This is a genomic window from Pseudomonas sp. FW305-70, assembly GCF_058783925.1.
In genome coordinates this window covers 158612-179075 of record NZ_JBYSYZ010000005.1, presented here as the reverse complement: position 1 = coordinate 179075, position 20464 = coordinate 158612, and the positions used below count along the sequence as shown (strand labels likewise).

General features: G+C 59.8%; 17 protein-coding genes and 1 pseudogene. 10 read left to right on the top strand and 8 right to left on the bottom strand.

Annotated features, from left to right (window positions below):
* Positions 1-13: 13 nt before the first annotated feature.
* On the top strand, positions 14-1096 hold the full coding sequence (gene gcvT / locus AC3WN7_RS06210; protein ID WP_095964280.1) for a glycine cleavage system aminomethyltransferase GcvT: 1083 nt from the start codon (positions 14-16) through the stop codon (positions 1094-1096).
* Positions 1097-1145: 49 nt separating this feature from the next.
* Positions 1146-1529, top strand: a complete 384-nt coding sequence (gene gcvH / locus AC3WN7_RS06205; protein ID WP_007978918.1) for a glycine cleavage system protein GcvH — start codon at positions 1146-1148, stop codon at positions 1527-1529.
* Between the two features lie 131 nt (positions 1530-1660).
* Here the strand turns inward: gcvH and AC3WN7_RS06200 are convergent.
* Positions 1661-1793, bottom strand: a pseudogene (locus AC3WN7_RS06200) (DegT/DnrJ/EryC1/StrS aminotransferase family protein); the annotation flags it as partial.
* 147 nt (positions 1794-1940) lie between these two features.
* Here AC3WN7_RS06200 and gcvP point away from each other — a divergent pair.
* Entirely contained in the window at positions 1941-4814 is a 2874-nt protein-coding gene (gene gcvP / locus AC3WN7_RS06195) for an aminomethyl-transferring glycine dehydrogenase (RefSeq protein WP_102673507.1), read from the top strand.
* A gap of 187 nt (positions 4815-5001) precedes the next feature.
* On the opposite strand, the gene AC3WN7_RS06190 is transcribed toward gcvP, so the two are convergent.
* The 5 genes from AC3WN7_RS06190 to AC3WN7_RS06170 form a co-directional block, all read right to left on the bottom strand.
* The gene (locus AC3WN7_RS06190) at positions 5002-5319 is read right to left on the bottom strand and encodes a DUF2388 domain-containing protein (RefSeq protein ID WP_085723777.1); all 318 of its coding nucleotides are present in this window, start codon (positions 5317-5319) and stop codon (positions 5002-5004) included.
* Positions 5320-5387: 68 nt separating this feature from the next.
* Positions 5388-5837 (bottom strand): NfeD family protein, encoded by a 450-nt coding sequence (locus AC3WN7_RS06185; RefSeq protein ID WP_095964278.1) that lies wholly within the window; start codon positions 5835-5837, stop codon positions 5388-5390.
* 8 nt (positions 5838-5845) lie between these two features.
* Positions 5846-6766 carry an SPFH domain-containing protein gene (locus AC3WN7_RS06180; RefSeq protein ID WP_095964277.1) on the bottom strand — a complete coding sequence of 307 codons (921 nt, stop codon included), beginning with the start codon at positions 6764-6766 and terminating at the stop codon, positions 5846-5848.
* 84 nt (positions 6767-6850) lie between these two features.
* Positions 6851-8635 carry a type IV pilus assembly ATPase TfpB gene (gene tfpB / locus AC3WN7_RS06175; protein WP_095964276.1) on the bottom strand — a complete coding sequence of 595 codons (1785 nt, stop codon included), beginning with the start codon at positions 8633-8635 and terminating at the stop codon, positions 6851-6853.
* Between the two features lie 90 nt (positions 8636-8725).
* Complete coding sequence (locus AC3WN7_RS06170) at positions 8726-9064, bottom strand: ACT-like domain-containing protein (RefSeq protein WP_102673506.1); 339 nt, start codon at positions 9062-9064, stop codon at positions 8726-8728.
* A gap of 126 nt (positions 9065-9190) precedes the next feature.
* Between AC3WN7_RS06170 and AC3WN7_RS06165 the strand changes: the two genes are divergently transcribed.
* Positions 9191-9655 (top strand): Lrp/AsnC family transcriptional regulator, encoded by a 465-nt coding sequence (locus AC3WN7_RS06165; protein ID WP_008015415.1) that lies wholly within the window; start codon positions 9191-9193, stop codon positions 9653-9655.
* 97 nt (positions 9656-9752) lie between these two features.
* Here AC3WN7_RS06165 and AC3WN7_RS06160 read toward each other — a convergent pair whose 3' ends face one another.
* A complete protein-coding gene (locus tag AC3WN7_RS06160; protein ID WP_102673505.1) occupies positions 9753-11120 on the bottom strand; it encodes a CYTH domain-containing protein in 1368 nt (455 codons plus the stop codon).
* A gap of 157 nt (positions 11121-11277) precedes the next feature.
* Here AC3WN7_RS06160 and argE point away from each other — a divergent pair, with 157 nt between their 5' ends.
* The gene (argE, locus tag AC3WN7_RS06155) at positions 11278-12441 is read left to right on the top strand and encodes an acetylornithine deacetylase (protein WP_102673504.1); all 1164 of its coding nucleotides are present in this window, start codon (positions 11278-11280) and stop codon (positions 12439-12441) included.
* 261 nt (positions 12442-12702) lie between these two features.
* Positions 12703-14001: an amino-acid N-acetyltransferase gene (gene argA / locus AC3WN7_RS06150; RefSeq protein ID WP_007978929.1), complete on the top strand. Its 1299-nt coding sequence runs from the start codon at positions 12703-12705 to the stop codon at positions 13999-14001.
* Positions 14002-14129: 128 nt separating this feature from the next.
* Here argA and tauA read toward each other — a convergent pair whose 3' ends face one another.
* Complete coding sequence (gene tauA, locus AC3WN7_RS06145) at positions 14130-15119, bottom strand: taurine ABC transporter substrate-binding protein (protein WP_095964272.1); 990 nt, start codon at positions 15117-15119, stop codon at positions 14130-14132.
* A 363-nt stretch (positions 15120-15482) separates the two neighbouring features.
* Between tauA and AC3WN7_RS06140 the strand changes: the two genes are divergently transcribed.
* The 4 genes from AC3WN7_RS06140 (at position 15483) to ssuE (ending at position 20392) form a co-directional block, all read left to right on the top strand.
* Positions 15483-16814, top strand: a complete 1332-nt coding sequence (locus tag AC3WN7_RS06140; protein WP_095964270.1) for an OprD family porin — start codon at positions 15483-15485, stop codon at positions 16812-16814.
* Between the two features lie 397 nt (positions 16815-17211).
* On the top strand, positions 17212-18552 hold the full coding sequence (locus AC3WN7_RS06135; protein ID WP_095964269.1) for an OprD family porin: 1341 nt from the start codon (positions 17212-17214) through the stop codon (positions 18550-18552).
* A gap of 291 nt (positions 18553-18843) precedes the next feature.
* Positions 18844-19482, top strand: a complete 639-nt coding sequence (locus AC3WN7_RS06130; protein WP_015097285.1) for a peroxiredoxin — start codon at positions 18844-18846, stop codon at positions 19480-19482.
* A gap of 316 nt (positions 19483-19798) precedes the next feature.
* Positions 19799-20392, top strand: coding sequence for an NADPH-dependent FMN reductase (gene ssuE / locus AC3WN7_RS06125; protein WP_102673503.1), 594 nt, complete (start codon positions 19799-19801; stop codon positions 20390-20392).
* The last annotated feature ends 72 nt before the right edge of the window (positions 20393-20464 follow it).

Below are 20464 nucleotides of genomic sequence, written 5' to 3'. Positions count from 1 at the left end.
GAAGGAGAAACCCATGGGACAGCGTACGCCTCTGTATGACCTTCATCTCGCGCTCGGCGCAAAGATGGTCGATTTTGGCGGTTGGGACATGCCTCTGCATTATGGATCGCAGGTCGAGGAACACCATCAGGTGCGCCGCGATTGCGGTGTCTTCGATGTATCCCACATGACCGTTATCGACGTCGGCGGCCCCCAGGCCAAAGCCTGGCTTCAGCATTTGCTGGCCAATGATGTCGAACGCCTGCACAGCCCCGGCCGTGCGTTATACAGCACCATGCTCAACGAACAGGGCGGCATCGTCGACGACATGATCGTCTACCGTCTCGACGAGGGCTATCGCCTGGTGGTCAATGCCTCCACCCGCGATCAGGACATGGCCTGGATGCAAGCGCATCTCGACGGTTTCGACGTGCAGCTTCGCGAGCGTTCCGAGTTGGCGATGCTGGCCATCCAGGGGCCTCACGCCCGGCAAAAAATTGCCGAGCTGGTCAACCAGTCCCGCGGCAATCTGATCCAGCTCCTCAAACCCTTCGAAGGCCTGCCCGATGGTGACTGGTTCATCGCGCGCACCGGTTATACCGGCGAAGACGGCCTGGAAATCATTCTGCCGGCGGATCAGGCACCCGGGTTCTTCAACGATCTGGTCGGTGCCGGGATTTCTCCCATCGGTCTTGGCGCGCGGGATACCTTGCGGGTCGAAGCCGGCATGAACCTTTACGGTCAGGATATCCAGCAGGATGTTTCACCCCTGGCCTCCAATATGGCCTGGACCATCGCCTGGGAACCTGCCACCCGGCAGTTCATCGGGCGCAAGGCCCTGGAAACCGAGCAAGCCGCTGGTGTACAGCACAAACTGGTCGGTCTGGTCCTTGAGGAACGCGGTGTTTTACGCGCTCATCAGGTCGTGCGCATCGCCGATGTTGGCGAAGGGGAGATCACCAGTGGTAGTTTCTCTCCTACGCTTAGCAAGTCGATAGCACTGGCGCGCGTGCCGATGGCAACTGCAGACCGCGCTGAAGTGGAAATTCGTGGCAAGTGGTACCCGGTCCGGGTGGTCAAACCGACCTTCGTACGCCACGGCAAAACCTTGATCTAATCTTTTCCAGCGGTTAACGACCGCTGACAATTTCCTGAGGACACAGAACATGAGCAATATCCCTGCCGACCTGCGTTTTGCCGAAAGTCACGAATGGGCACGTCTGGAAGCCGATGGCACCGTCACCGTGGGCATCAGCGATCACGCGCAGGAAGCGCTGGGTGATGTGGTGTTCGTCGAGCTGACTGAAGTCGGTAACGTGTTTGCCGCTGAAGATCAGGCTGGTGTCGTTGAATCGGTTAAAGCCGCTTCCGATATCTACTCCCCGATTGCCGGTGAAGTGATCGCGGTCAACGAAGATCTGAGCGCTTCGCCGGAACTGCTCAACAGCGACCCGTACGGCGCGTGGATCTTCAAGCTCAAGCCAAGCAACACCGCCGATCTGGAAAAACTGCTGGATGCCGCCGGCTACAAGGCCGCCATCGGCGAGTAATACTCGCCCCCCGTAGGAGCTGCCGCAGGCTGCGATCTTTTGCTTTTGTTTTTAAAATCAAAAGATCGCAGCCTGCGGCAGCGCCTGCAAAGGCTGAGTCAAGACCGCAAGACGGCTTTGCTCATCGCCGCGAACATGCCCTCCTTAAAACCGCGCTCGCGGTAAAGGCTCAACAGGTGAATCGGTGGGTAGTGATAGCCGATCCCGACCCCCCAATGCCTGCATCTGCGCCATGAAAGTCGCGCGTGCCTGGGCCGTATCCTTTGCGCGTCACCGGGTCGATGTCGGCAAACACCAGGGTGGCGGAGCCGGATTGGCTGACGACGCCACGCCATCCACGCGAAGATCGACTGCTATGCTGGTTTGACCGTGTTGCATCGACGCTGAGCGCCAGTCAAGAGAGAGCCCGTCATGTCCCAGTTGCCGTCCCTGAGCCAGTTACACGACCCCAATGCCTTTCTGCGCCGCCACCTAGGACCCGATGCCGCCGAGCAACAGGCGATGCTCGACAGCCTTGGCCTGGGCAGCCGGGTCGAATTGATCGAGCAAACCGTGCCGCCGGGCATCCGCCTCAACCGGGCGCTGGACCTGCCCCCGGCCCTCGATGAAGAGGCCGCCCTGGCCAGGCTGCGTGGGTATGCCGAGCAGAACCAGGTCTGGACCAGCCTGATCGGCATGGGCTACCACGGTACCCTCACTCCGGCGGTCATTCTGCGTAACGTGCTGGAAAATCCCGGCTGGTACACCGCGTACACACCCTATCAACCGGAGATCGCCCAAGGGCGGCTCGAAGCGCTGCTGAACTTCCAGCAATTGACCATCGATCTGACCGGTCTGGAGCTGGCCAACGCCTCGCTGCTCGATGAGGCCACCGCCGCGGCGGAAGCCATGGCCCTGGCCAAGCGGGTCGCCAAGTCCAAAAGCAACCTGTTCTTTGTCGACGAAAACTGCCACCCGCAAACCATTTCCGTAGTGCAGACCCGCGCCGAAGGTTTCGGCTTCGAGCTGATCGTCGACGCTGTGGATAACTTGAAGCAGCACCAGGTGTTCGGCGCGCTGCTGCAATACCCTGACACCCACGGCGAGATCCACGACCTGCGGCCGCTGATCGATCACCTGCACGCGCAACAGGCCCTGGCCTGTGTCGCCACGGATTTACTGAGCCTGTTGCTGCTGACCCCGCCGGGTGAACTGGGCGCCGATGTGGTGTTCGGCTCGTCCCAGCGGTTTGGTGTGCCTATGGGCTACGGTGGGCCGCACGCGGCATTTTTTGCCAGCCGCGATGAGTACAAACGGGCGATTCCCGGGCGCATCATCGGTGTTTCCAAAGATGCGCGAGGCAACACCGCCCTGCGCATGGCCCTGCAAACCCGCGAGCAGCACATTCGCCGGGAGAAGGCCAACTCCAACATCTGCACGGCCCAGGTGCTGCTGGCCAATATCGCCAGTTTCTATGCGGTCTACCACGGCCCGGAAGGGCTCAAGCGGATCGCCCAGCGGGTTCACCGGCTGACCTGCATCCTGGCCGCCGGGCTTGAGCGCAAGGGTATCACCCGGGTCAACCGGCACTTCTTCGACACCCTGACGCTGGAAGTCGGCGGAACCCAGACTGCGATCATCGAAAGTGCCCGGGCCGCGCAGATCAACCTGCGCATTCTCGGGCGCGGCCAACTGGGCTTGAGCCTCGACGAGGCCTGCGACGAAACCACCGTGGAGAGGCTGTTCGACGTGTTTCTGGGGGCCGATCACGGGCTCAGTATCGAGGACCTGGATGCCGAAGTCCTGCCTGGCGGAATTCCCCAAGGGTTGGTGCGAACTTCGCCTTATCTGCGCCATCCGGTATTCAGCGCCCATCACAGCGAAACCGAGATGCTGCGCTACCTCAAGCAACTGGAAAACAAGGACCTGGCGCTCAATCAATCGATGATCCCGCTGGGCTCCTGCACCATGAAGCTCAACGCCACCAGCGAGATGATCCCGATCACCTGGCCGCAGTTCGCCAACCTGCACCCGTTCGTGCCGAAAGAGCAGGCCGCCGGGTACGGGCTGATGATCGAGGAACTGGAACGCTGGTTGTGCGCGATCACCGGTTTCGATGCCATCTGCATGCAGCCCAACTCCGGTGCCCAAGGCGAATACGCCGGGCTGCTGGCGATCCGCAAATACCATGAGAGCCGGCAACAGGGCGGCCGCGATATCTGCCTGATTCCTTCGTCGGCGCACGGCACCAATCCCGCGTCGGCGCAAATGGCCGGGATGCGCGTGGTGATCGTCGAGTGTGACGAGGCGGGCAACGTCGACCTGGACGACCTCAAGGAAAAAGCCGCGCAGGCCGCCGACAAACTCGCCTGCCTGATGGCGACCTATCCTTCGACCCATGGCGTGTACGAGGAAGGCATCAGCGAAATCTGTGAAGTGATCCACCAGCATGGCGGTCAGGTGTACATGGATGGCGCCAACCTCAACGCCCAGGTCGGGCTGGCGCGGCCGGCGGATATCGGCGCCGATGTTTCGCACATGAACCTGCACAAGACCTTCTGCATTCCCCATGGTGGCGGCGGTCCTGGCATGGGCCCGATTGGTGTTCGGGCACATCTGGCGCCGTTCGTGGCCAACCATCCGGTGGTGCCGATCGACGGGCCGCAGCCGCAAAATGGCGCCGTCAGCGCAGCGCCCTGGGGCAGCGCAAGCATTCTGCCAATCAGCTGGATGTACATCGCCATGATGGGGCCGCAACTGGCGGACGCCAGCGAAGTGGCGATCCTGGCTGCGAATTACCTGGCGCGGCATTTGTCCGGTGCCTTTCCGGTGCTCTACACCGGGCGCAACGAACGGGTGGCCCACGAATGCATCCTCGACCTGCGACCGCTCAAGGTGTTGACCGGCATCACCGAAGAGGACGTCGCCAAGCGCCTGATGGACTACGGCTTCCATGCCCCGACCATGTCGTTCCCGGTGCCGGGGACGCTGATGGTCGAGCCGACCGAAAGTGAATCGAAGGCGGAGCTGGACAGGTTTATCGGGGCGATGCTGAGCATCCGCGCGGAAATCAACGAGGTGCAGAACGGTAACTGGCCGGCGGAAGAAAACCCGTTGAAAGGTGCGCCGCATACGCTGGCCGATATCACCGGCGTGTGGGAGCGGCCGTACAGCATCGAGCAAGCCGTCACGCCGGACGCGCATACCAAGGCTCACAAATACTGGCCGGTGGTGAACCGGGTGGACAATGTGTATGGGGATCGGAACCTGTTTTGTGCGTGTGTGCCGGTCGACGACTACCGCTGACCTCCCAGGCAATACATAACCCCTGTGGGAGCGGGCTTGCTCGCGAATGCGGTGTGACAGTCAATGAAGTTTTTACTGATCCACCGCATTCGCGAGCAAGTCGGATCGCCGCACCGCCGCTCCCACAGGGTTTTGTGTGGGACAAAAAAATGCCGCTCATGTGAGCGGCATTTTTCATTCGCAACGCTTATTCAGACGCCACGGCATTCTTCGCCAGGATCGCGTTCGCCAACTCCATGTCCGTGGCTTGCAGGCCCGGGTTGTCGGCGCGGACTTTCTGCATGGCCGCTTCCAGGTACGGGCCGCGGATACCGCCATCACTGGCGACGAAGCTGCTGGCATCGTCCTGGGCTGCGACGACCAGCTTGTGATCCTTGGATGTCAGATAGCTCGAACCGGTGGTTGCACCGGACGTAAGAACGTTACGCCAAAAAGTATCGGCCATCGCCGAACCGACAGGCAGGGACAACAGCGCGACGGTAGCGACAGCAAGTTTGAAACGCATGACAGGGTGACTCCACTGGGTTGACTACGCGGTTGGATTGCCAACCCCCAATCGAGTTCCGTGACTGCCTATTCCGTCGTTTCGACCAGCAGGATCGCGCCTTGCTGGCCGACCACTCGCACGCGGCTGCCAATGGCAGCGTCCGGCCCGCGGGCCATCCACACGCCGTCGGCCACCTTGATTTTGCCGCGACCGTCGACAATTGCTTCATGCACCACGAAGGTCTTGCCGATCAGTTCCTGGCCACGCAGGTTCAGGTGCGGCTGATCGCTCAGGCGAGTCGCTGTGCGCTGACGCCGCCACCAGTACAAGGCGGTGGCGATCGACAGCAGGCCGAACAACAGAAATTGCCATTCCCACGACAGGCCTGGCAGGAAGAAGGTCAGGACACCCACGGCAGCCGCTGCCATACCGATCCACAGCAGGTAGCCGCCGGCGCCGAACACTTCAAGAATCAACAACACCGTGCCCAGCGCCAACCAGTCCCAGAACGAAAGATGCTGCAAAAATGCCCACATGGCGCGCCTCAGGCTTTCTTGTTATCGAAAGTGGCTTTGACGATTTCGCCAATGCCGCCCACCGCGCCGATCATCGAACTGGCTTCCAGCGGCATCAGGATCACTTTGCTGTTGTTGGCCGAAGCCAGGTTGCCCAGCGCGTCGATGTACTTCTGCGCCACGAAGTAGTTGACCGCTTGCACGTTACCGCTGGCAATCGCTTCGGACACCACTTTGGTGGCCTGGGCTTCTGCCGCGGCTTGCCGCTCCCGGGCTTCGGCCTCCAGGAAGGCGGCCTGCCGACTGCCTTCGGCTTCGAGGATCTGCGCCTGCTTCTTGCCTTCGGCAGTCAGGATCGCTGCGGCACGCAGGCCTTCGGCCTCGAGGATCTGTGCACGCTTGATTCGTTCGGCTTTCATCTGCCCACTCATCGCCGCCATCAGGTCGGCGGGTGGGCTGATGTCCTTGATCTCGATCCGGGTGATCTTGATGCCCCACGGCGCGGTCGCTTCATCGACGGTGCGCAGCAGTTTTTCGTTGATGCCGTCGCGCTGGCTGAGCATGGCGTCGAGCTCCATCGAGCCGAGCACCGTGCGGATGTTGGTTTGTAACAGGTTACGAATGGCGTGCTCGAGGTTGTTGACCTCGTAGGCAGCCTGGGCCGTGTTGACCACCTGGAAGAAGCACACGGCGTCGATTTGCACCGTGGCGTTGTCGGCGGTGATGACTTCCTGTGGTGGAATATCCAGCACGCTTTCCATCACATTCATCTTGCGCCCGATGCGGTCCATGACCGGAACGATGACGTTCAGCCCCGGCTTGAGCGTGTTGGTGTAGCGCCCGAAACGCTCGACGGTCCATTCAAAACCCTGGGGCACGACCTTGAAGCCCATGAACAGAATGGCGACCACCAGGCCGACAAAAAGCAAAAGCACACTACCGATCTGCATAACGATTCCTTGTTGATGTGTGGATCTGTGGAGTAGCAATCGTTGGAGTGTAGCGGTGCCGATGGCGGATAAGAACAGCCGGGCTCAGTTCTGCTCGCTCTGGGGCGTCACGCGCAGAACCTCCTCGATGGTCGTCAGCCCGGCGGCGACCTTTTGCGCCCCCGACAGCCGCAGGCTGCGCATGCCTTCCTTGAATGCCTGGCGTCGCACGGCCAGCAGATCGGTATCGGGACTGATCAACGCTTTGATGCCATCGCTGAGTTGCATGATTTCGTAGACCCCGGCGCGGCCGCGATAACCGGTATCGCGGCATTCCACGCAACCGACGGCGCGCTGGGCATTGCCTGGCAGCGGTGCCTGCCAGGGGCGGGTCAGGGTTTGCCAGTCGTCTTCGCCCAGCGCCAGTGGCGCCTTGCAGTGCGGGCACAGGGTTCGCACCAGTCGCTGGGCCATGACGCCAAGCACTGTGGCCTTGATCAGGTAATGCGGCACGCCGAGTTCCAGCAGGCGGCTGATGGCGCCGGGCGCATCGTTGGTGTGCAGGGTCGATAGCACCAGGTGCCCGGTGAGCGCCGCCTGGATCGCCATTTCCGCGGTTTCGAGGTCGCGGATTTCGCCGATCATGATGATGTCCGGGTCTTGCCGCATCAGCGCACGCACGCCGGCGGCGAAGGTCAGGTCGATGTTGTGCTGGACCTGCATCTGGTTGAAGGCCGGCTCGACCATTTCAATCGGGTCTTCGATGGTGCAGAGGTTGACCTCCGGCGTCGCCAGTTTTTTCAGGGTGGTGTAGAGGGTGGTGGTCTTGCCCGACCCCGTCGGCCCGGTGACGAGGATGATGCCGTGGGGCTGGCGGGTCATGTCCTGCCAGCGGCGCAGGTCGTCGGTGGAGAAGCCGAGCTGGTCGAAGTCCTTGAGCAGGACGTCCGGGTCGAAGATCCGCATGACCATTTTTTCGCCGAAGGCGGTGGGCAGAGTCGACAAACGCAGTTCAACTTCGCCGCCGTCCGGGGTCTTGGTTTTCACCCGACCGTCCTGGGGTTTGCGTTTCTCCGCGACGTTCATGCGCCCCAGGGTTTTCAGGCGACTGACGATGGCCATGGTGACCTGGGGCGGGAATTGATAGACGTTGTGCAGCACGCCGTCGATGCGAAAGCGCACCGTGCCTTGCTCGCGACGGGGCTCGATGTGGATGTCGCTGGCGCGTTGCTGGAACGCGTACTGGAACAGCCAGTCGACGATGTTGACGATGTGGGCATCGTTGGCGTCCGGCTCCTGGTCGCTGGCGCCGAGGTTGAGCAACTGTTCGAAATTGCCGAGGGTGCTGACGTGCGGGTCGGCGCTGTTGGCCCCGGTGACCGACTTGGCCAGACGGAAAAATTCGACGCTCAAGCGCTGGATGTCCACCGGGTTGGCCACCACGCGCTTGATCGGCAATTTGAGCACGTGGGTCAGGTCAGCCTCCCAGCCGCTGACATAAGGCTGGGCGCTGGCCACGGTCACCGCATCACGGTCGATCGCTACCGCGAGGATCTTGTGGCGCTGGGCGAAGGCATAGGACATCAGCGGGGTCACGGCCGCGACGTTGATTTTCAACGGATCGATGCGCAGATAAGGCTGTCCGGCCTGCCGGGACAGCCACAGGGTCAGGCTTTCCAGGTCCAGCAGTTTGCCGGGGCGGCTGAGGTCGCCCAACTGTTGGCTGGCAATGAACTCCAGCGGATGCATTTGGCCATGGGTAGCGTTGCGGCGGCGGGCATTGAGCGCGTGTTCGGCTGAATCCTGGCTGATAAAGCCCTGCGCAACCAGTTCGCGCAGCACATCATTGAGATCCAGCCAGCGGTCCTGAAAGGCGAGTTGTACGGACATGCGGGCTCCTTTTGAACGACAGTGCGCAAAGGATAGCCGTGGCCCGGCTGACCGCTGGGCCACTACCCGACGAAGCCGTTTCGGCGTTTTTCAGCCCGCCGCCTGTAGCGTCTCGGCCCAGGCAGAGTCAGCTTCCTGCAGCTCAACCGAGCAGACGCAGATCAGGTTACGAAGTTTTTCCGCTATCACTTGCGCGCGGTGCCAGCTCAAACCGTCGATGATGATATCGATAGTCAGCCAGTCGTCCTGGCGCTGCACGTTGACCTGTTCCGGCGTGAGCAATTGCAAGGCGAACAGATTGAGGGCGCGACACAGCAGGTCCGGTTCGGCCTCGGCCAGCATTTGATAGTGAACACGGCAATGGGCATTGCTGACGCTCCAGACATCGGCGCGGGCAGGTGGGGTGTTCAGGGCTTCGAGATACGGCATGGTCAGGCTCCAGAATTACTGGAGAAATATTTACATCCTGTGCCGGGTATTTCTTCTCTATGATTGGTCAAATGGCAGGCATGCAGACTTAATCAATTCACCTATTTAGATATTAAAGGTTTTTTTATGCAAAGCGAACTGGACAGCTACGACCGCAAGATCCTCGCCTTGCTGCAAGAGGACGCTTCGCTCTCCAGCGCGCAGATCGCCGAGCAGGTGGGGCTCTCGCAATCGCCTTGCTGGCGGCGGATTCAGCGGATGAAAGAGGAGGGCATCATTCGCGGCCAGGTGACCTTGCTCGACCGCAAGAAAATCGGCCTGAACACGCAGATCTTCGCGGAGGTGAAACTCAATGCCCACGGGCGTTCGAACTTCACCGAATTCACCGAGGCGATTCGCGGCTTTCCGGAGGTGCTGGAGTGTTATGTGCTGATGGGGGCGGTGGATTTTCTGCTGCGGATTGTCACGGCGGACATCGAGGCGTACGAGCGCTTCTTCTTCGAGAAGCTGTCGATGGTGCCGGGGATTCAGGAGGTCAACTCGATCGTGGCGTTGTCGGAGATCAAGTCGACCACCAGTTTGCCAGTCTGAAATGTGTAGTGAATGTGCTGGCCTCTTCGCGGGCAAGCCCGCTCCCACAGGGTTTCGGTGATGCCCTGTGGGAGCGGGCTTGCCCGCGAAGGCGGTGTTACAGACGCAGCAGCATTTTCCAGGCACGGTTCTGATACACCGCAATCGCCTGCTGCTTGCGCGCATCCAGGACTTCGTCGGTGATCGATTCGTTGGCCAGTTGCGCCAGTTTGTTCAGCTCGCCGTACAGGCGATCCATTTCCGGGATCTCTAGCACGTTACGCGCATGGTGCAGCCAGACCTGGATGCGTTCGATGCGCGGCAGTTGCTCGGCCAGGTCTTCCGGTTGTTGCTGATAGCGTTGCAATTGCAGCGAGTTGGCTTCTTCGCCCAGCAGGCGCGGCAACCAGCTGCCCAGTTGCGCAGCGCCCTGGCGATTGCCACGGGTGTTGCGGTCGGCAGCCCAGGTGCGGGCCAGCAGCCAGCGTGAGGTCGTCAGTGAGAACAGGCCCCAGCGCGGGTCTTCGAGTTCTTCAAGGAACTGCTCGGGCGCGGCTTTGCGCACGTCTTCATCGTCCAGGCCGGCCTGGACCAGCGGACGCCAGTCTTCCAGCAAGGCATCAAGGGCGATGCGCAGGTCGTGAGTTGACTGACGTGGTGCGGCTTGACCCAGGCTGCTGATCAGCGCGCGCATTTCGGCCAGGCACTCGACCCAGTCCTGCAACAAGCGCCAGTGACCGTTGAAGCGATATTGCTCGGCCAGGCGCTGGCTGCTGCCGAGCAAGTGCCAGCTCAGCGCGGCGAACGCGTCGTCCAGCGGCGTTTCAGCAGAGATCTGCGGCGCCGGCAGGCTCAATGAATAGCTATGGGCGTCGTACAGGCGATAACCGCGCTCGGCCTTGCTGATATCGCATGGCATCAGCGCCAGTTTTTCGGCCAGCTCGGCGGCCAGCTCCAGCAATGCGGCCGGCTCGCCTTCGCGCAGCTCCAGCTCCAGCTCGCAGATTTCTTCTTTCTGCTTGCCGACCACGACGTGGCCGAGGTCCAGGGCGGCTTCGATGACCACTTTGGTCTTGCCGCGACCCCAGGCGATTTCCGCACGTTCGCGGACGAAGTCGGTGGTGAAGATCGGTTTCAGGGTCTTCTTGTCGAGCTCGGCCAGTTCATCGGGCCAGCATTCGCCGTCGAGTTTCTTCAGGTCGAGCTTGGCTTTGGGCAGATTCCAGTCGTATTCGTTACGCACCGACAGGCCGGCGACGCTCTGGCCGCGGGTCTTGAGGGTCTGGATCACTTCTTCGCCATCCTTGCGCAGGCGCAGGGCGACTTTGGCCTGGGCCAGATCGCGCTCTGGGGTGTCGAAGTACTGATTCATCAACTCACGGCGTTCCCAGCCACTTTTGTTGCGCTTTTTCAGTAAGGGGTGCTCGCGCAGGGCGGCGAGGGTTTCGCGGCTGACGCGGAGTTTGATTTCGGTTTCTTTCTGCATGGCCGGAAAATCCAGGATCGGGAGCGCAGCCGGGGGAATGTGTGGCTGCCAAGGTCGTGCAGTGTACAGGACTCAAGGTTAGTACGCGCCGAGACGGTTTATTCCTGTCATCGGTTGGTTCTATGATGAACCTCAATTCGGGTGCCGGGAGTCAGCGATGCCATTGCCGTCGATGAAAGAACAGTTCGCTGCGCTGATCGCCGCGCCGTCCGTCAGTTGCACCCAACCCAGACTCGATCAAAGCAACCGCCCGGTCATCGATCTGCTGGCGACGTGGCTCGGTGAGCTGGGTTTTACCTGCGAGATCCAGCAGGTCAACCCCGGCAAGTTCAACCTGCTGGCCAGTTTCGGTTCCGGCCCCGGCGGCCTGGTGCTGGCCGGGCACAGCGACACCGTGCCGTTCGACGGTGCGCTGTGGCAAACCGACCCGCTGAAGCTGACGGAAGTCGACGGTCGTTGGGTCGGCCTGGGCAGTTGCGACATGAAGGGCTTTTTTGCCCTGGCGATCGAGGCGGTCATACCGCTGCTCGATCAGCCGTTCAAACAGCCGTTGCTGATTCTCGCCACCTGCGATGAAGAAAGCTCGATGTCCGGTGCCCGCGCGCTGGCCGAAGCGGGGCGGCCGCTGGGACGGGCAGCGGTGATCGGCGAGCCGACCGGGCTCAAGCCGATCCGCATGCACAAAGGCATCATGATGGAACGCATCGACATCCTCGGGCAGAGCGGTCACTCTTCCGACCCGCGCCTGGGCCACAGCGCTCTGGAGGCCATGCACGATGCCATCGGCGAACTGCGTGGTCTGCGCTTGTTATGGCAGCGCGAATTCCGCAATCCACAGTTTGGCGTGCCGATGCCAACGATGAATTTCGGCTGCATCCATGGCGGCGACAATCCCAACCGCATCTGCGGCCAGTGTTCGCTGGAATTCGATTTGCGACCGTTGCCCGGCATGGACCCCAAGGTCCTGCGTGCCGAGATCCTGCAGAAGCTCAAGCCGGTTGCCGAGCGGCATCAGGTCAAGATCGATTACGCGCCGTTGTTCCCCGACGTGCCGTCGTTCGAACAGGCCGAGGACGCCGAGCTGGTGCGCCTTGCCGAAAAGCTCACCGGTCACAGCGCCGAAGCAGTGGCGTTTGGCACCGAAGCACCTTATCTTCAGCGCCTTGGCTGTGAAACGCTGGTGCTTGGCCCGGGTGATATCGCTTGCGCCCATCAGCCGGGGGAATACCTCGAAATGTCACGTTTGCAGCCTACGGTGCATCTATTAAGGCAACTGATCGAACACTATTGCCTGACACCGGCCCAAACTGAGGCCCTGTAGGAATGAGCTTGCTCGCGATGAACGCAAGGGCCACGCGTCCATTCAGACAGGTCGCGTAATCGTTGAAGTCCATCGCGAGCAAGCTCGCTCCTACAGGGGCTGTGATTTGCCTGACAAGCCGTATAAATTGCCGATGTCCCAACCCGTATTCATGAGGAGAGCGCGCGTGTCGCCAAGCCTGTTCCGACGATAACCATCAGCCCGCTGTGCGTTTTCAGTTTCGCCCTTTTTTCGGCTGCTATTTATTACAGGCCCAGGTTCATGCCCGAATACGTCAATTGGCTTCGTCACGCTTCGCCTTACATCAACGCCCACCGCGATTGCACCTTTGTCGTCATGCTGCCCGGCGACGGCGTTGAACACCCGAACTTCGGCAATATCGTCCACGACCTGGTGCTGTTGCACAGCTTGGGCGTGCGCCTGGTGCTGGTTCACGGCTCCCGCCCGCAGATCGAAGCGCGCCTCGCGGCCCGTGGCCTGACCCCGCATTACCATCACGGCATGCGTATCACCGATGCCGCGACCCTGGAGTGCGTGATCGACGCGGTTGGCCAGTTGCGCATTGCCATCGAGGCTCGCCTGTCGATGGACATGGCTTCGTCGCCCATGCAGGGCTCGCGCCTGCGGGTGGCCAGCGGCAACCTGGTGACGGCACGGCCGATCGGCGTGCTTGAAGGCGTCGACTATCACCACACCGGCGAAGTGCGCCGGGTCGACCGCAAGGGCATCAACCGTCTGCTGGACGAGCGCTCGATCGTGCTGCTGTCGCCGCTGGGCTATTCGCCGACCGGTGAGATTTTCAACCTGGCCTGCGAAGACGTCGCCACCCGAGCGGCCATCGACCTGGGTGCCGACAAGCTGCTGCTGTTCGGTGCCGACCTGGGCCTGATCGACGAACACGGGCGCCTGGTGCGCGAACTGCGTCCGCAGCAAGTGCCGGCGCATCTGCAACGCCTGGGCAGTAACTATCAGGCAGAGTTGCTCGATGCCGCTGCCGAGGCTTGCCGTGGCGGCGTGGCCCGCAGCCATATCGTCAGTTACGCCGAAGACGGTGCGTTGTTGACCGAGCTGTTCACTCGCGACGGCGGCGGCACCCTTGTGGCCCAGGAACAGTTCGAAGTGGTACGCGAAGCGGCCATTGAAGACGTCGGTGGTTTGCTGGATTTGATCAGTCCGCTGGAAGAGCAGGGCATCCTGGTGCGCCGTTCCCGCGAGGTGCTGGAGCGCGAAATCGAGCAGTTCAGTGTGGTTGAACGCGAAGGCATGATCATCGCCTGTGCGGCGCTGTATCAGATCGCCGATTCGGACGCGGGTGAACTCGCGTGTCTGGCGGTGAATCCAGAGTACCGTCATGGCGGTCGCGGTGATGAGCTGCTGGAGCGTATTGAAACCCGCGCGCGGGCGCAGGGATTGAAAACCTTGTTCGTCCTCACCACCCGCACCGCGCACTGGTTCCGCGAGCGTGGCTTTGAACCTAGCAGCGTCGACCGGCTGCCGTCGGCGCGGGCGTCGCTGTACAACTATCAGCGTAATTCCAAGATCTTCGAAAAAGCCCTTTGATCAGGATGCGGTCCCTGTAGGAGCGAGCTCGCTCGCGAAAATCGTGAACGATAACGCGTAAAACCAGATGTCCCGTGGCGTCCTTGGGTTTTTCGCGAGCAAGCTCGCTCCTACAGAGGTCGGTGGTGTTACTCAGTGACAAACTTCGCGCTGACATACGGCGAATAATCCGGCAGCACCGTCTCCACTTTCCCTTGCTCCTTCAAGAATTTCGCCGTCTCGCCAATGGCCTTGGCCGTGCCGCCGTCCAGCAGCGCGGTGCTCTGTTGCGCCTTGGCATCGGGGAATGCGGAACCGGCCAGTAACTCCGGCACATCGGCGGCGTTAGCACCGGTCAGTTTGGCGATTTTCTGGACGGGCACCGAATCAACGGTCCATTGGTCCTTATGGGCGGCGTAGTCGGCGAACGAATCCAGGGTGACCTTGGCGAATTTGGCTACCACCTCTGGGTGCTTCTCTGCGTAATCCTTGCGCGCCACCCAGACCTCAAAGGTTGGCGCGCCCCATTGGCCGACCTGCGCAGCGTCGGTCAGGGTCTTGCCAGTCTTGCGGATTTCTCCCAGTGCGGGCGACCAGACAAACGCGCCGTCAATATCACCACGCTTCCAGGCTGCCGCGATTTCCGCCGGCTGCAGGTTCACCACTTTGACTTTCGAACTGTCCAGGCCCCAGTGCTTCAGCGCACCGAGCAGGCTGTAGTGGGAGGTTGAAACGAAAGGCGTGGCGATGGTCTTTCCGATCAGATCTTGCGGTTTTTCGATGCCGCTGCCGTTACGTACCACCAGCGCTTCGGCGGCATTGATCTGGGCCGAGACGATGAACGCGACAATCGGCAGGTTGCGCGAGGCGGCAGCGGCCAGCGGACTGGAGCCGAGATTGCCGATTTGCACATCGCCCGAGGCAATCGCCGTGACCACTTCCGGGCCGCTGTTGAAGCGCCGCCAGTCGATGGGCTGGCCGATGGTTTTTTCATAAAGGCCATCGGCCTGGGGGACTTTGCTGGGGTCGATTCCGGTTTGATAACCGACGGTGAGGTTCGCCGCCTGAGCGGTGAAAGAAAGTGCGAGAGATACACAGACTGTAACAATTGATCCGGATAGTGCGCGTTTGGTCGTCATGGGGCCGCCTTTCGGTAAAGGATTTGTTTCCGAATTGCGTCAAAACTAAACGATATAAAAAAGTAAAAATAAATACCTATTAGGAATTAGCTTATGAGCCAAACCCTCTATTCAGGGGGTTTCTCGAAATTGGGAGCTAAATTCCTAAACGGTATTAGAAAAGAATCGAGTAATTCTTTTCAGGTTCATGACGAGTTCATGACCCTGCAGGGACCAAAAAACCGGGGGTTAGACTATGGTCGTAGACACACATGGTTACGATTGACTTGTGGGTCACGGTCTGGCGCTAATCGCGCATCTTAGGATTTCGGGCGACGACTCGAGACCAGGAATACAAGAATTAGAATCGAGAGGAGCTTCACAATGAACAAGTCCACCTTGGCTTTGGCCGTGGCCGTAGGGGTAGTGGCGCAGCAGGCAGGCGCAGCAGGTTTCCTGGAAGACAGCAAGGCGTCCATCAGTTCCCGGACCATGTATTACAACAACGATAACCGTGAAGGCGGTGCGGATCAGAGAGAGTCCGCAGAAGGCCTGAAATTCGATTATCTGTCCGGTTTCACCCAAGGCACAGTCGGTTTCGGTATCGACGCCCAGGCACTGCTGGGTATCCACCTGGACGGCGGCAAGGGTCACCACCCAGACAACAACACCTTCTTCCCAAGCGACAGCGATGGTTCGGCCGTGTCCGAATGGAGCCGTGCAGCCGCTAACGTCAAGGCGCGCTTCTCGAAGACCGAAGCCCACCTGGGTGGCGCTCTGGCACCCAACTTGCCGATCCTGGTCGCGAACGACAGCCGTCTGCTGCCACAGACCTTTGACGGTGGCACCATCACTTCGAAAGAAATCGACAACGTAACCTTCAACGCAGGCCAGTTGGAGCATTCGGCAGGTCGCGCCTCTTCGAACTCCACCGGCCTGGCCGTGGCTGGCGGTACAGAGGGCAGCAACAAGTTCTACTACGGTGGTGCTGACTGGAAGGTCACCAAGGACCTGACCCTGCAGTACTACCACTCGAATCTGAAGGACTACTACAAGCAGGATTTCCTGGGCTTGATCCACGTGCTACCGATCAGCGCCAACCAGTCCTTCAAGACGGATATTCGTTACTTCGACAGCAGCTCCGACGGCAGGAACGGTGATCCGGGTTTCCGTTTCAACAACAACAACGGTTTCGCCAAGAATCCGGGCGAGGTCGATAACAAGACCTGGAGCGCCATGTTCACCTACACCCTGGGCGGCAACGCTTTCCTGCTCGGTCATCAGCGCGTCAGCGATGACGGTGGTTTTGTCTACCTGAACCAGGGCAACGTGGTCGATGGCAATGGCCGTCCGGAAGGGAACGGCGGCGCCAGCTTCTACCTGTTCACCGACTCCATGATCAACGGATTTGTTCGTGCCGGTGAAAACACCACTTTCGGCCAGTACTCCTATGACTTCGCAGCGCTGGGTGTGCCGGGCCTGAAAACTTCGATCGCCTACCTGCACGGCGATGACATCAAGGCGACCAACGGCAGTGGTCCTGACAGCTCCGAGTGGGAGCGCGACATGCGGATCGACTACACCATCCAGCAGGGTGCTCTCAAAGGTTTCGGCGTAACGCTGCGTAATGGCGTCTACCGTGGCAGTGAAGTTTCCAACAACCCTGATGTTGACCAGACTCGCCTGATCTTCAACTACACCTACAGCTTCCTGTAACAAGCCTTGTGAAAAAGCCTCGCCGGTTGGCGGGGTTTTTTTTGAGCTGATTTTTATATTCCATAATGATCTTTGTTGATTATTTATTATTCTTTTTAGTTTTTATTCATTCCGCTTAAAGTGCGCCTGTCCGACACTCATCCTGAGCTCGGATTTGGCAGTTTCATCCCTCGACAATTGATCAGTTTCAGGAATCGGCCTTGCCGCCGATACCTCGGATCTGCCGTGGGAAGTCATATTCCACAGTGATATAAAAAAAACCAAAAAAATTCTTTTTGGATTTAAGGCCATGTATCCTGCGGCCCGCCAAACGACCGGCCTAGACGGTTTGCCTCAGGATCCCGGGCAATCGATTCGGGACCAGGAACATCAGAACTAGAAACGAGAGGAGCGAAACATGAACAAATCCACCTTGGCCATGGCTGTGGCCGTCGGGGTATTGGCCCAGCAGGCAAACGCCGCGGGTTTCATCGAAGACAGCAAGGCAACGTTGGGGCTGCGTAACTTCTATATCAACACCGACTACCGCGACGGTACCGGTCCCAACAAAAATGAAGAGTGGGGCCAAGGCTTCGATCTGCGTTTCATCTCCGGTTACACCCAAGGCACCGTCGGTTTCGGTATCGATGCGATCGGCCTGTTGGGCGTCAAGCTGGATTCGGGCGGCGGTACCAACGGTGCCACGGCGACCTCTTACGGCGGCACGGTTTTCCCGAGCAAATCCAATGGCGAGGCGGTAGATGATTTCTCCAGCCTGGGCCTGACCGCCAAAGCCAAGGTTTCCCAGACTGAACTGAAGCTGGGCACCCTGCAGCCGAAAAACCCGGTGATCGTGACCAACGATGGTCGTCTGCTGCCGCAAACCTGGCAGGGTGGCCAGATCACTTCCGCCGAGATCAAGGACCTGTCGCTGGTCGGTGGTCAGATCGAAGCCGTTAAAGGCCGTAACTCCAGCAACAACGATCAAATGTCGATTTCCGGTGCGAACACTCGCGGTACCAAGTTCCGCGACAGCAACAAGTTCATCTATGCCGGTGGCGACTACAAGATCACCAAGGACCTGACGGCCCAGTACTACTACGGCAAGCTGGAAGAGTTCTACAAGCAGCACTTCCTGGGTCTGGTTCACAACTGGGCAATCGGCCCGGGCGTGTTGAAGTCGGATTTCCGTTATTTCAACAGCTCTGATGATGGTGCCAACGGTCACGACCCGCTGTATTACACCACTGGCAATTACAACGCGCCAAACGGTAAAGGCAAGGTCGACAACAACCTGTACAGCGGCCTGTTCCTGTATTCGGTTGCCGGTCATACCTTCGGTGGCGGTTATCAGGTCAGCAACGGCAGCAGCGACTTCCCTTGGCTGAACCAGGGTGACGGTTCGTCGAACTACACCATCACCGATTCGCAAATCCAGAAGTTCGGCCGTGCGGGCGAGAAAACCTGGCAAGCACGTTACTCGTTCGACTTCGCCAAGGTCGGCGTGCCTGGCCTGACCGCGGGTCTGGTGTACCTGCACGGCGACAGCATCGATACCGTCAACGCCAAGGGTGGCCAGGCGGCCAACGGTGCTTCCGAGTGGGAGCGTGACCTGAGTGTTGCCTACGTGGTGCAGGAAGGTCCGTTGAAGAACCTGGGCCTGGCGTGGAAAAACGCGACCTGGCGCACCGATCTGCCGAACACCCGTTCGCAGGACGAAAACCGCCTGATCGTCAGCTACTCGATCCCGCTGTTGTAATAGCGCTCGCGTAACCGATGCAAAAAAGCCCCGCCCGGTATTGCACCGGGCGGGGCTTTTACATGTTCAGGACGGGTTCACCCCCGTAATCCCGTCCTGAAGTTCCCTCTTTGCAGCAACTCAAGGCCTTCTCGAACCTCGTGGTCGATCTTCGACGGGTTGTGCATGAACGTCCAGTGAACAGATCTTTAATATTTCTTAATGATCTAAATAAATCGATATTTATTCTTTTTAATAGATAAAAAACACAGGCACAGTTGAACCCATCAAGCACTCACAAGGAGCAGCACCATGGGTCTCAGACTTGGCGATATCGCCCCCGATTTCGAACAGAACTCCAGCGCCGGCATCATCCGTTTCCACCAGTGGCTGGGCGATAGCTGGGGCGTGCTGTTTTCCCATCCGGCGGATTTCACGCCGGTATGCACCACCGAACTGGGTTTCACCGCCAGGCTCAAGGATGAGTTCGCGGCACGCGGTGTCAAGGCTATCGCACTGTCCGTGGACCCTGTGGAGTCGCATCACCGATGGATCGAGGACATCAATGAGACGCAGAGTACCGTGGTCAACTTTCCGATCCTGGATGACGCCGACCGCAAGGTCTCGGACCTCTACGACCTGATCCATCCCAACGCCAACGACACCCTGACCGTGCGTTCGCTGTTCGTGATCGATCCGAACAAAAAGGTTCGGTTGACGATTACCTACCCGGCGAGCACCGGGCGTAATTTCAACGAAATCCTGCGGGTGATCGACTCGCTGCAACTCACCGACAACTACAAGGTGGCCACGCCGGCCAACTGGCAGGACGGTGATGAAGTGGTGATCGTGCCGTCGCTCAAGGATGAAGAGGAAATCAAACAGCGCTTTCCCAAGGGCTATCGGGCGGTCAAGCCTTACTTGCGCCTGACGCCGCAGCCCAATCGGTAAGTCACCGGTATCGGCGGTGTGGCTGATGCCGTCTTCGCGAGCAAGCCCGCTCCCACATTTGTCCGCGTCCATCTGGGGGAGCGGGCTTGCTCGCGAAGGCGTCGGGTCAGACACCACAAGCACCCACAAAGCAGGGGATTTCAGGCCGTTTCGACGGCCTTTTTTTTGCTCGAATGAAGTCGATTTGTATATTTCTTTAAAGAATAACCAAATGAATAAATATGATTTATGGATATATAAATCAGCTGTTAAGGTCACTCCATCGAAGCGAGATCGCAAACCGCGAATCGCCAACACCGCTCAAGGAATCGTCTGAATGTTGGTCGTCTCACTCGGAGGCAGTCCCAGTCAGCGCTCCCGTTCCGGGGTGCTGCTGGACCGCTCCAAGCGTTGGTTGCAAGAACAGGGCGTGGAGGTGGTGAGTTATCAGGTACGGGACTTCCCGGCCGAAGACTTGCTGCATGCACGCTTCGACAGCCCGAAGGTCATTGACCTGCTGCAACAGATAGAAAACGCCGATGGCCTGCTGATCGCTACGCCGGTGTACAAGGCTTCGTTCTCCGGCGCGTTGAAAACCGTGCTGGATCTGCTGCCCGAACGCGCCCTGAGCCACAAGGTGGTGTTGCCGATGGCAACCGGCGGCAGCATCGCCCACATGCTGGCGGTGGACTACGCGCTCAAGCCGGTGCTGTCGGCGTTGAAAGCCCAGGAAATGCTCCACGGGATTTTCGCCGTCGACAGCCAGATCGCTTACGGCGAAGGCAGCGCCCTGGCGCAGTTGGCGCCCGAGCTGGAACAGCGCCTGGACGAATCGCTGGAGCTGTTTCTCAGCGCCATGGCACGACGGCCCAAGCCGCTCGATCCGAACCTGTTGAATGAACGTTTGTTGACTGCTCGCTGGAGCATATGAGCGCCACTGAACATTAGCCCCACCCGAAAATTGAAGTACTGGCCTTACTCGCCCGCCAACGGGCAAGCAGGT

Excerpts from the sequence above, each read along its gene's own strand:
- gcvT (WP_095964280.1), top strand. The coding sequence starts at position 14 with ATGGGACAGCGTACGCCTCTGTATGACCTTCATCTCGCGCTCGGCGCA.
- AC3WN7_RS06170 (WP_102673506.1), bottom strand. The coding sequence starts at position 9,064 with ATGCCGTATCTCGAAGCCCTGAACACCCCACCTGCCCGCGCCGATGTC.
- AC3WN7_RS06130 (WP_015097285.1), top strand. The coding sequence starts at position 18,844 with ATGGGTCTCAGACTTGGCGATATCGCCCCCGATTTCGAACAGAACTCC.
- gcvH (WP_007978918.1), top strand. The coding sequence starts at position 1,146 with ATGAGCAATATCCCTGCCGACCTGCGTTTTGCCGAAAGTCACGAATGG.
- AC3WN7_RS06185 (WP_095964278.1), bottom strand. The coding sequence starts at position 5,837 with ATGTGGGCATTTTTGCAGCATCTTTCGTTCTGGGACTGGTTGGCGCTG.
- AC3WN7_RS06165 (WP_008015415.1), top strand. The coding sequence starts at position 9,191 with ATGCAAAGCGAACTGGACAGCTACGACCGCAAGATCCTCGCCTTGCTG.
- gcvP (WP_102673507.1), top strand. The coding sequence starts at position 1,941 with ATGTCCCAGTTGCCGTCCCTGAGCCAGTTACACGACCCCAATGCCTTT.
- AC3WN7_RS06180 (WP_095964277.1), bottom strand. The coding sequence starts at position 6,766 with ATGCAGATCGGTAGTGTGCTTTTGCTTTTTGTCGGCCTGGTGGTCGCC.
- AC3WN7_RS06135 (WP_095964269.1), top strand. The coding sequence starts at position 17,212 with ATGAACAAATCCACCTTGGCCATGGCTGTGGCCGTCGGGGTATTGGCC.
- ssuE (WP_102673503.1), top strand. The coding sequence starts at position 19,799 with ATGTTGGTCGTCTCACTCGGAGGCAGTCCCAGTCAGCGCTCCCGTTCC.
- argA (WP_007978929.1), top strand. The coding sequence starts at position 12,703 with ATGCCCGAATACGTCAATTGGCTTCGTCACGCTTCGCCTTACATCAAC.
- argE (WP_102673504.1), top strand. The coding sequence starts at position 11,278 with ATGCCATTGCCGTCGATGAAAGAACAGTTCGCTGCGCTGATCGCCGCG.
- AC3WN7_RS06140 (WP_095964270.1), top strand. The coding sequence starts at position 15,483 with ATGAACAAGTCCACCTTGGCTTTGGCCGTGGCCGTAGGGGTAGTGGCG.
- tauA (WP_095964272.1), bottom strand. The coding sequence starts at position 15,119 with ATGACGACCAAACGCGCACTATCCGGATCAATTGTTACAGTCTGTGTA.
- AC3WN7_RS06190 (WP_085723777.1), bottom strand. The coding sequence starts at position 5,319 with ATGCGTTTCAAACTTGCTGTCGCTACCGTCGCGCTGTTGTCCCTGCCT.
- tfpB (WP_095964276.1), bottom strand. The coding sequence starts at position 8,635 with ATGTCCGTACAACTCGCCTTTCAGGACCGCTGGCTGGATCTCAATGAT.
- AC3WN7_RS06160 (WP_102673505.1), bottom strand. The coding sequence starts at position 11,120 with ATGCAGAAAGAAACCGAAATCAAACTCCGCGTCAGCCGCGAAACCCTC.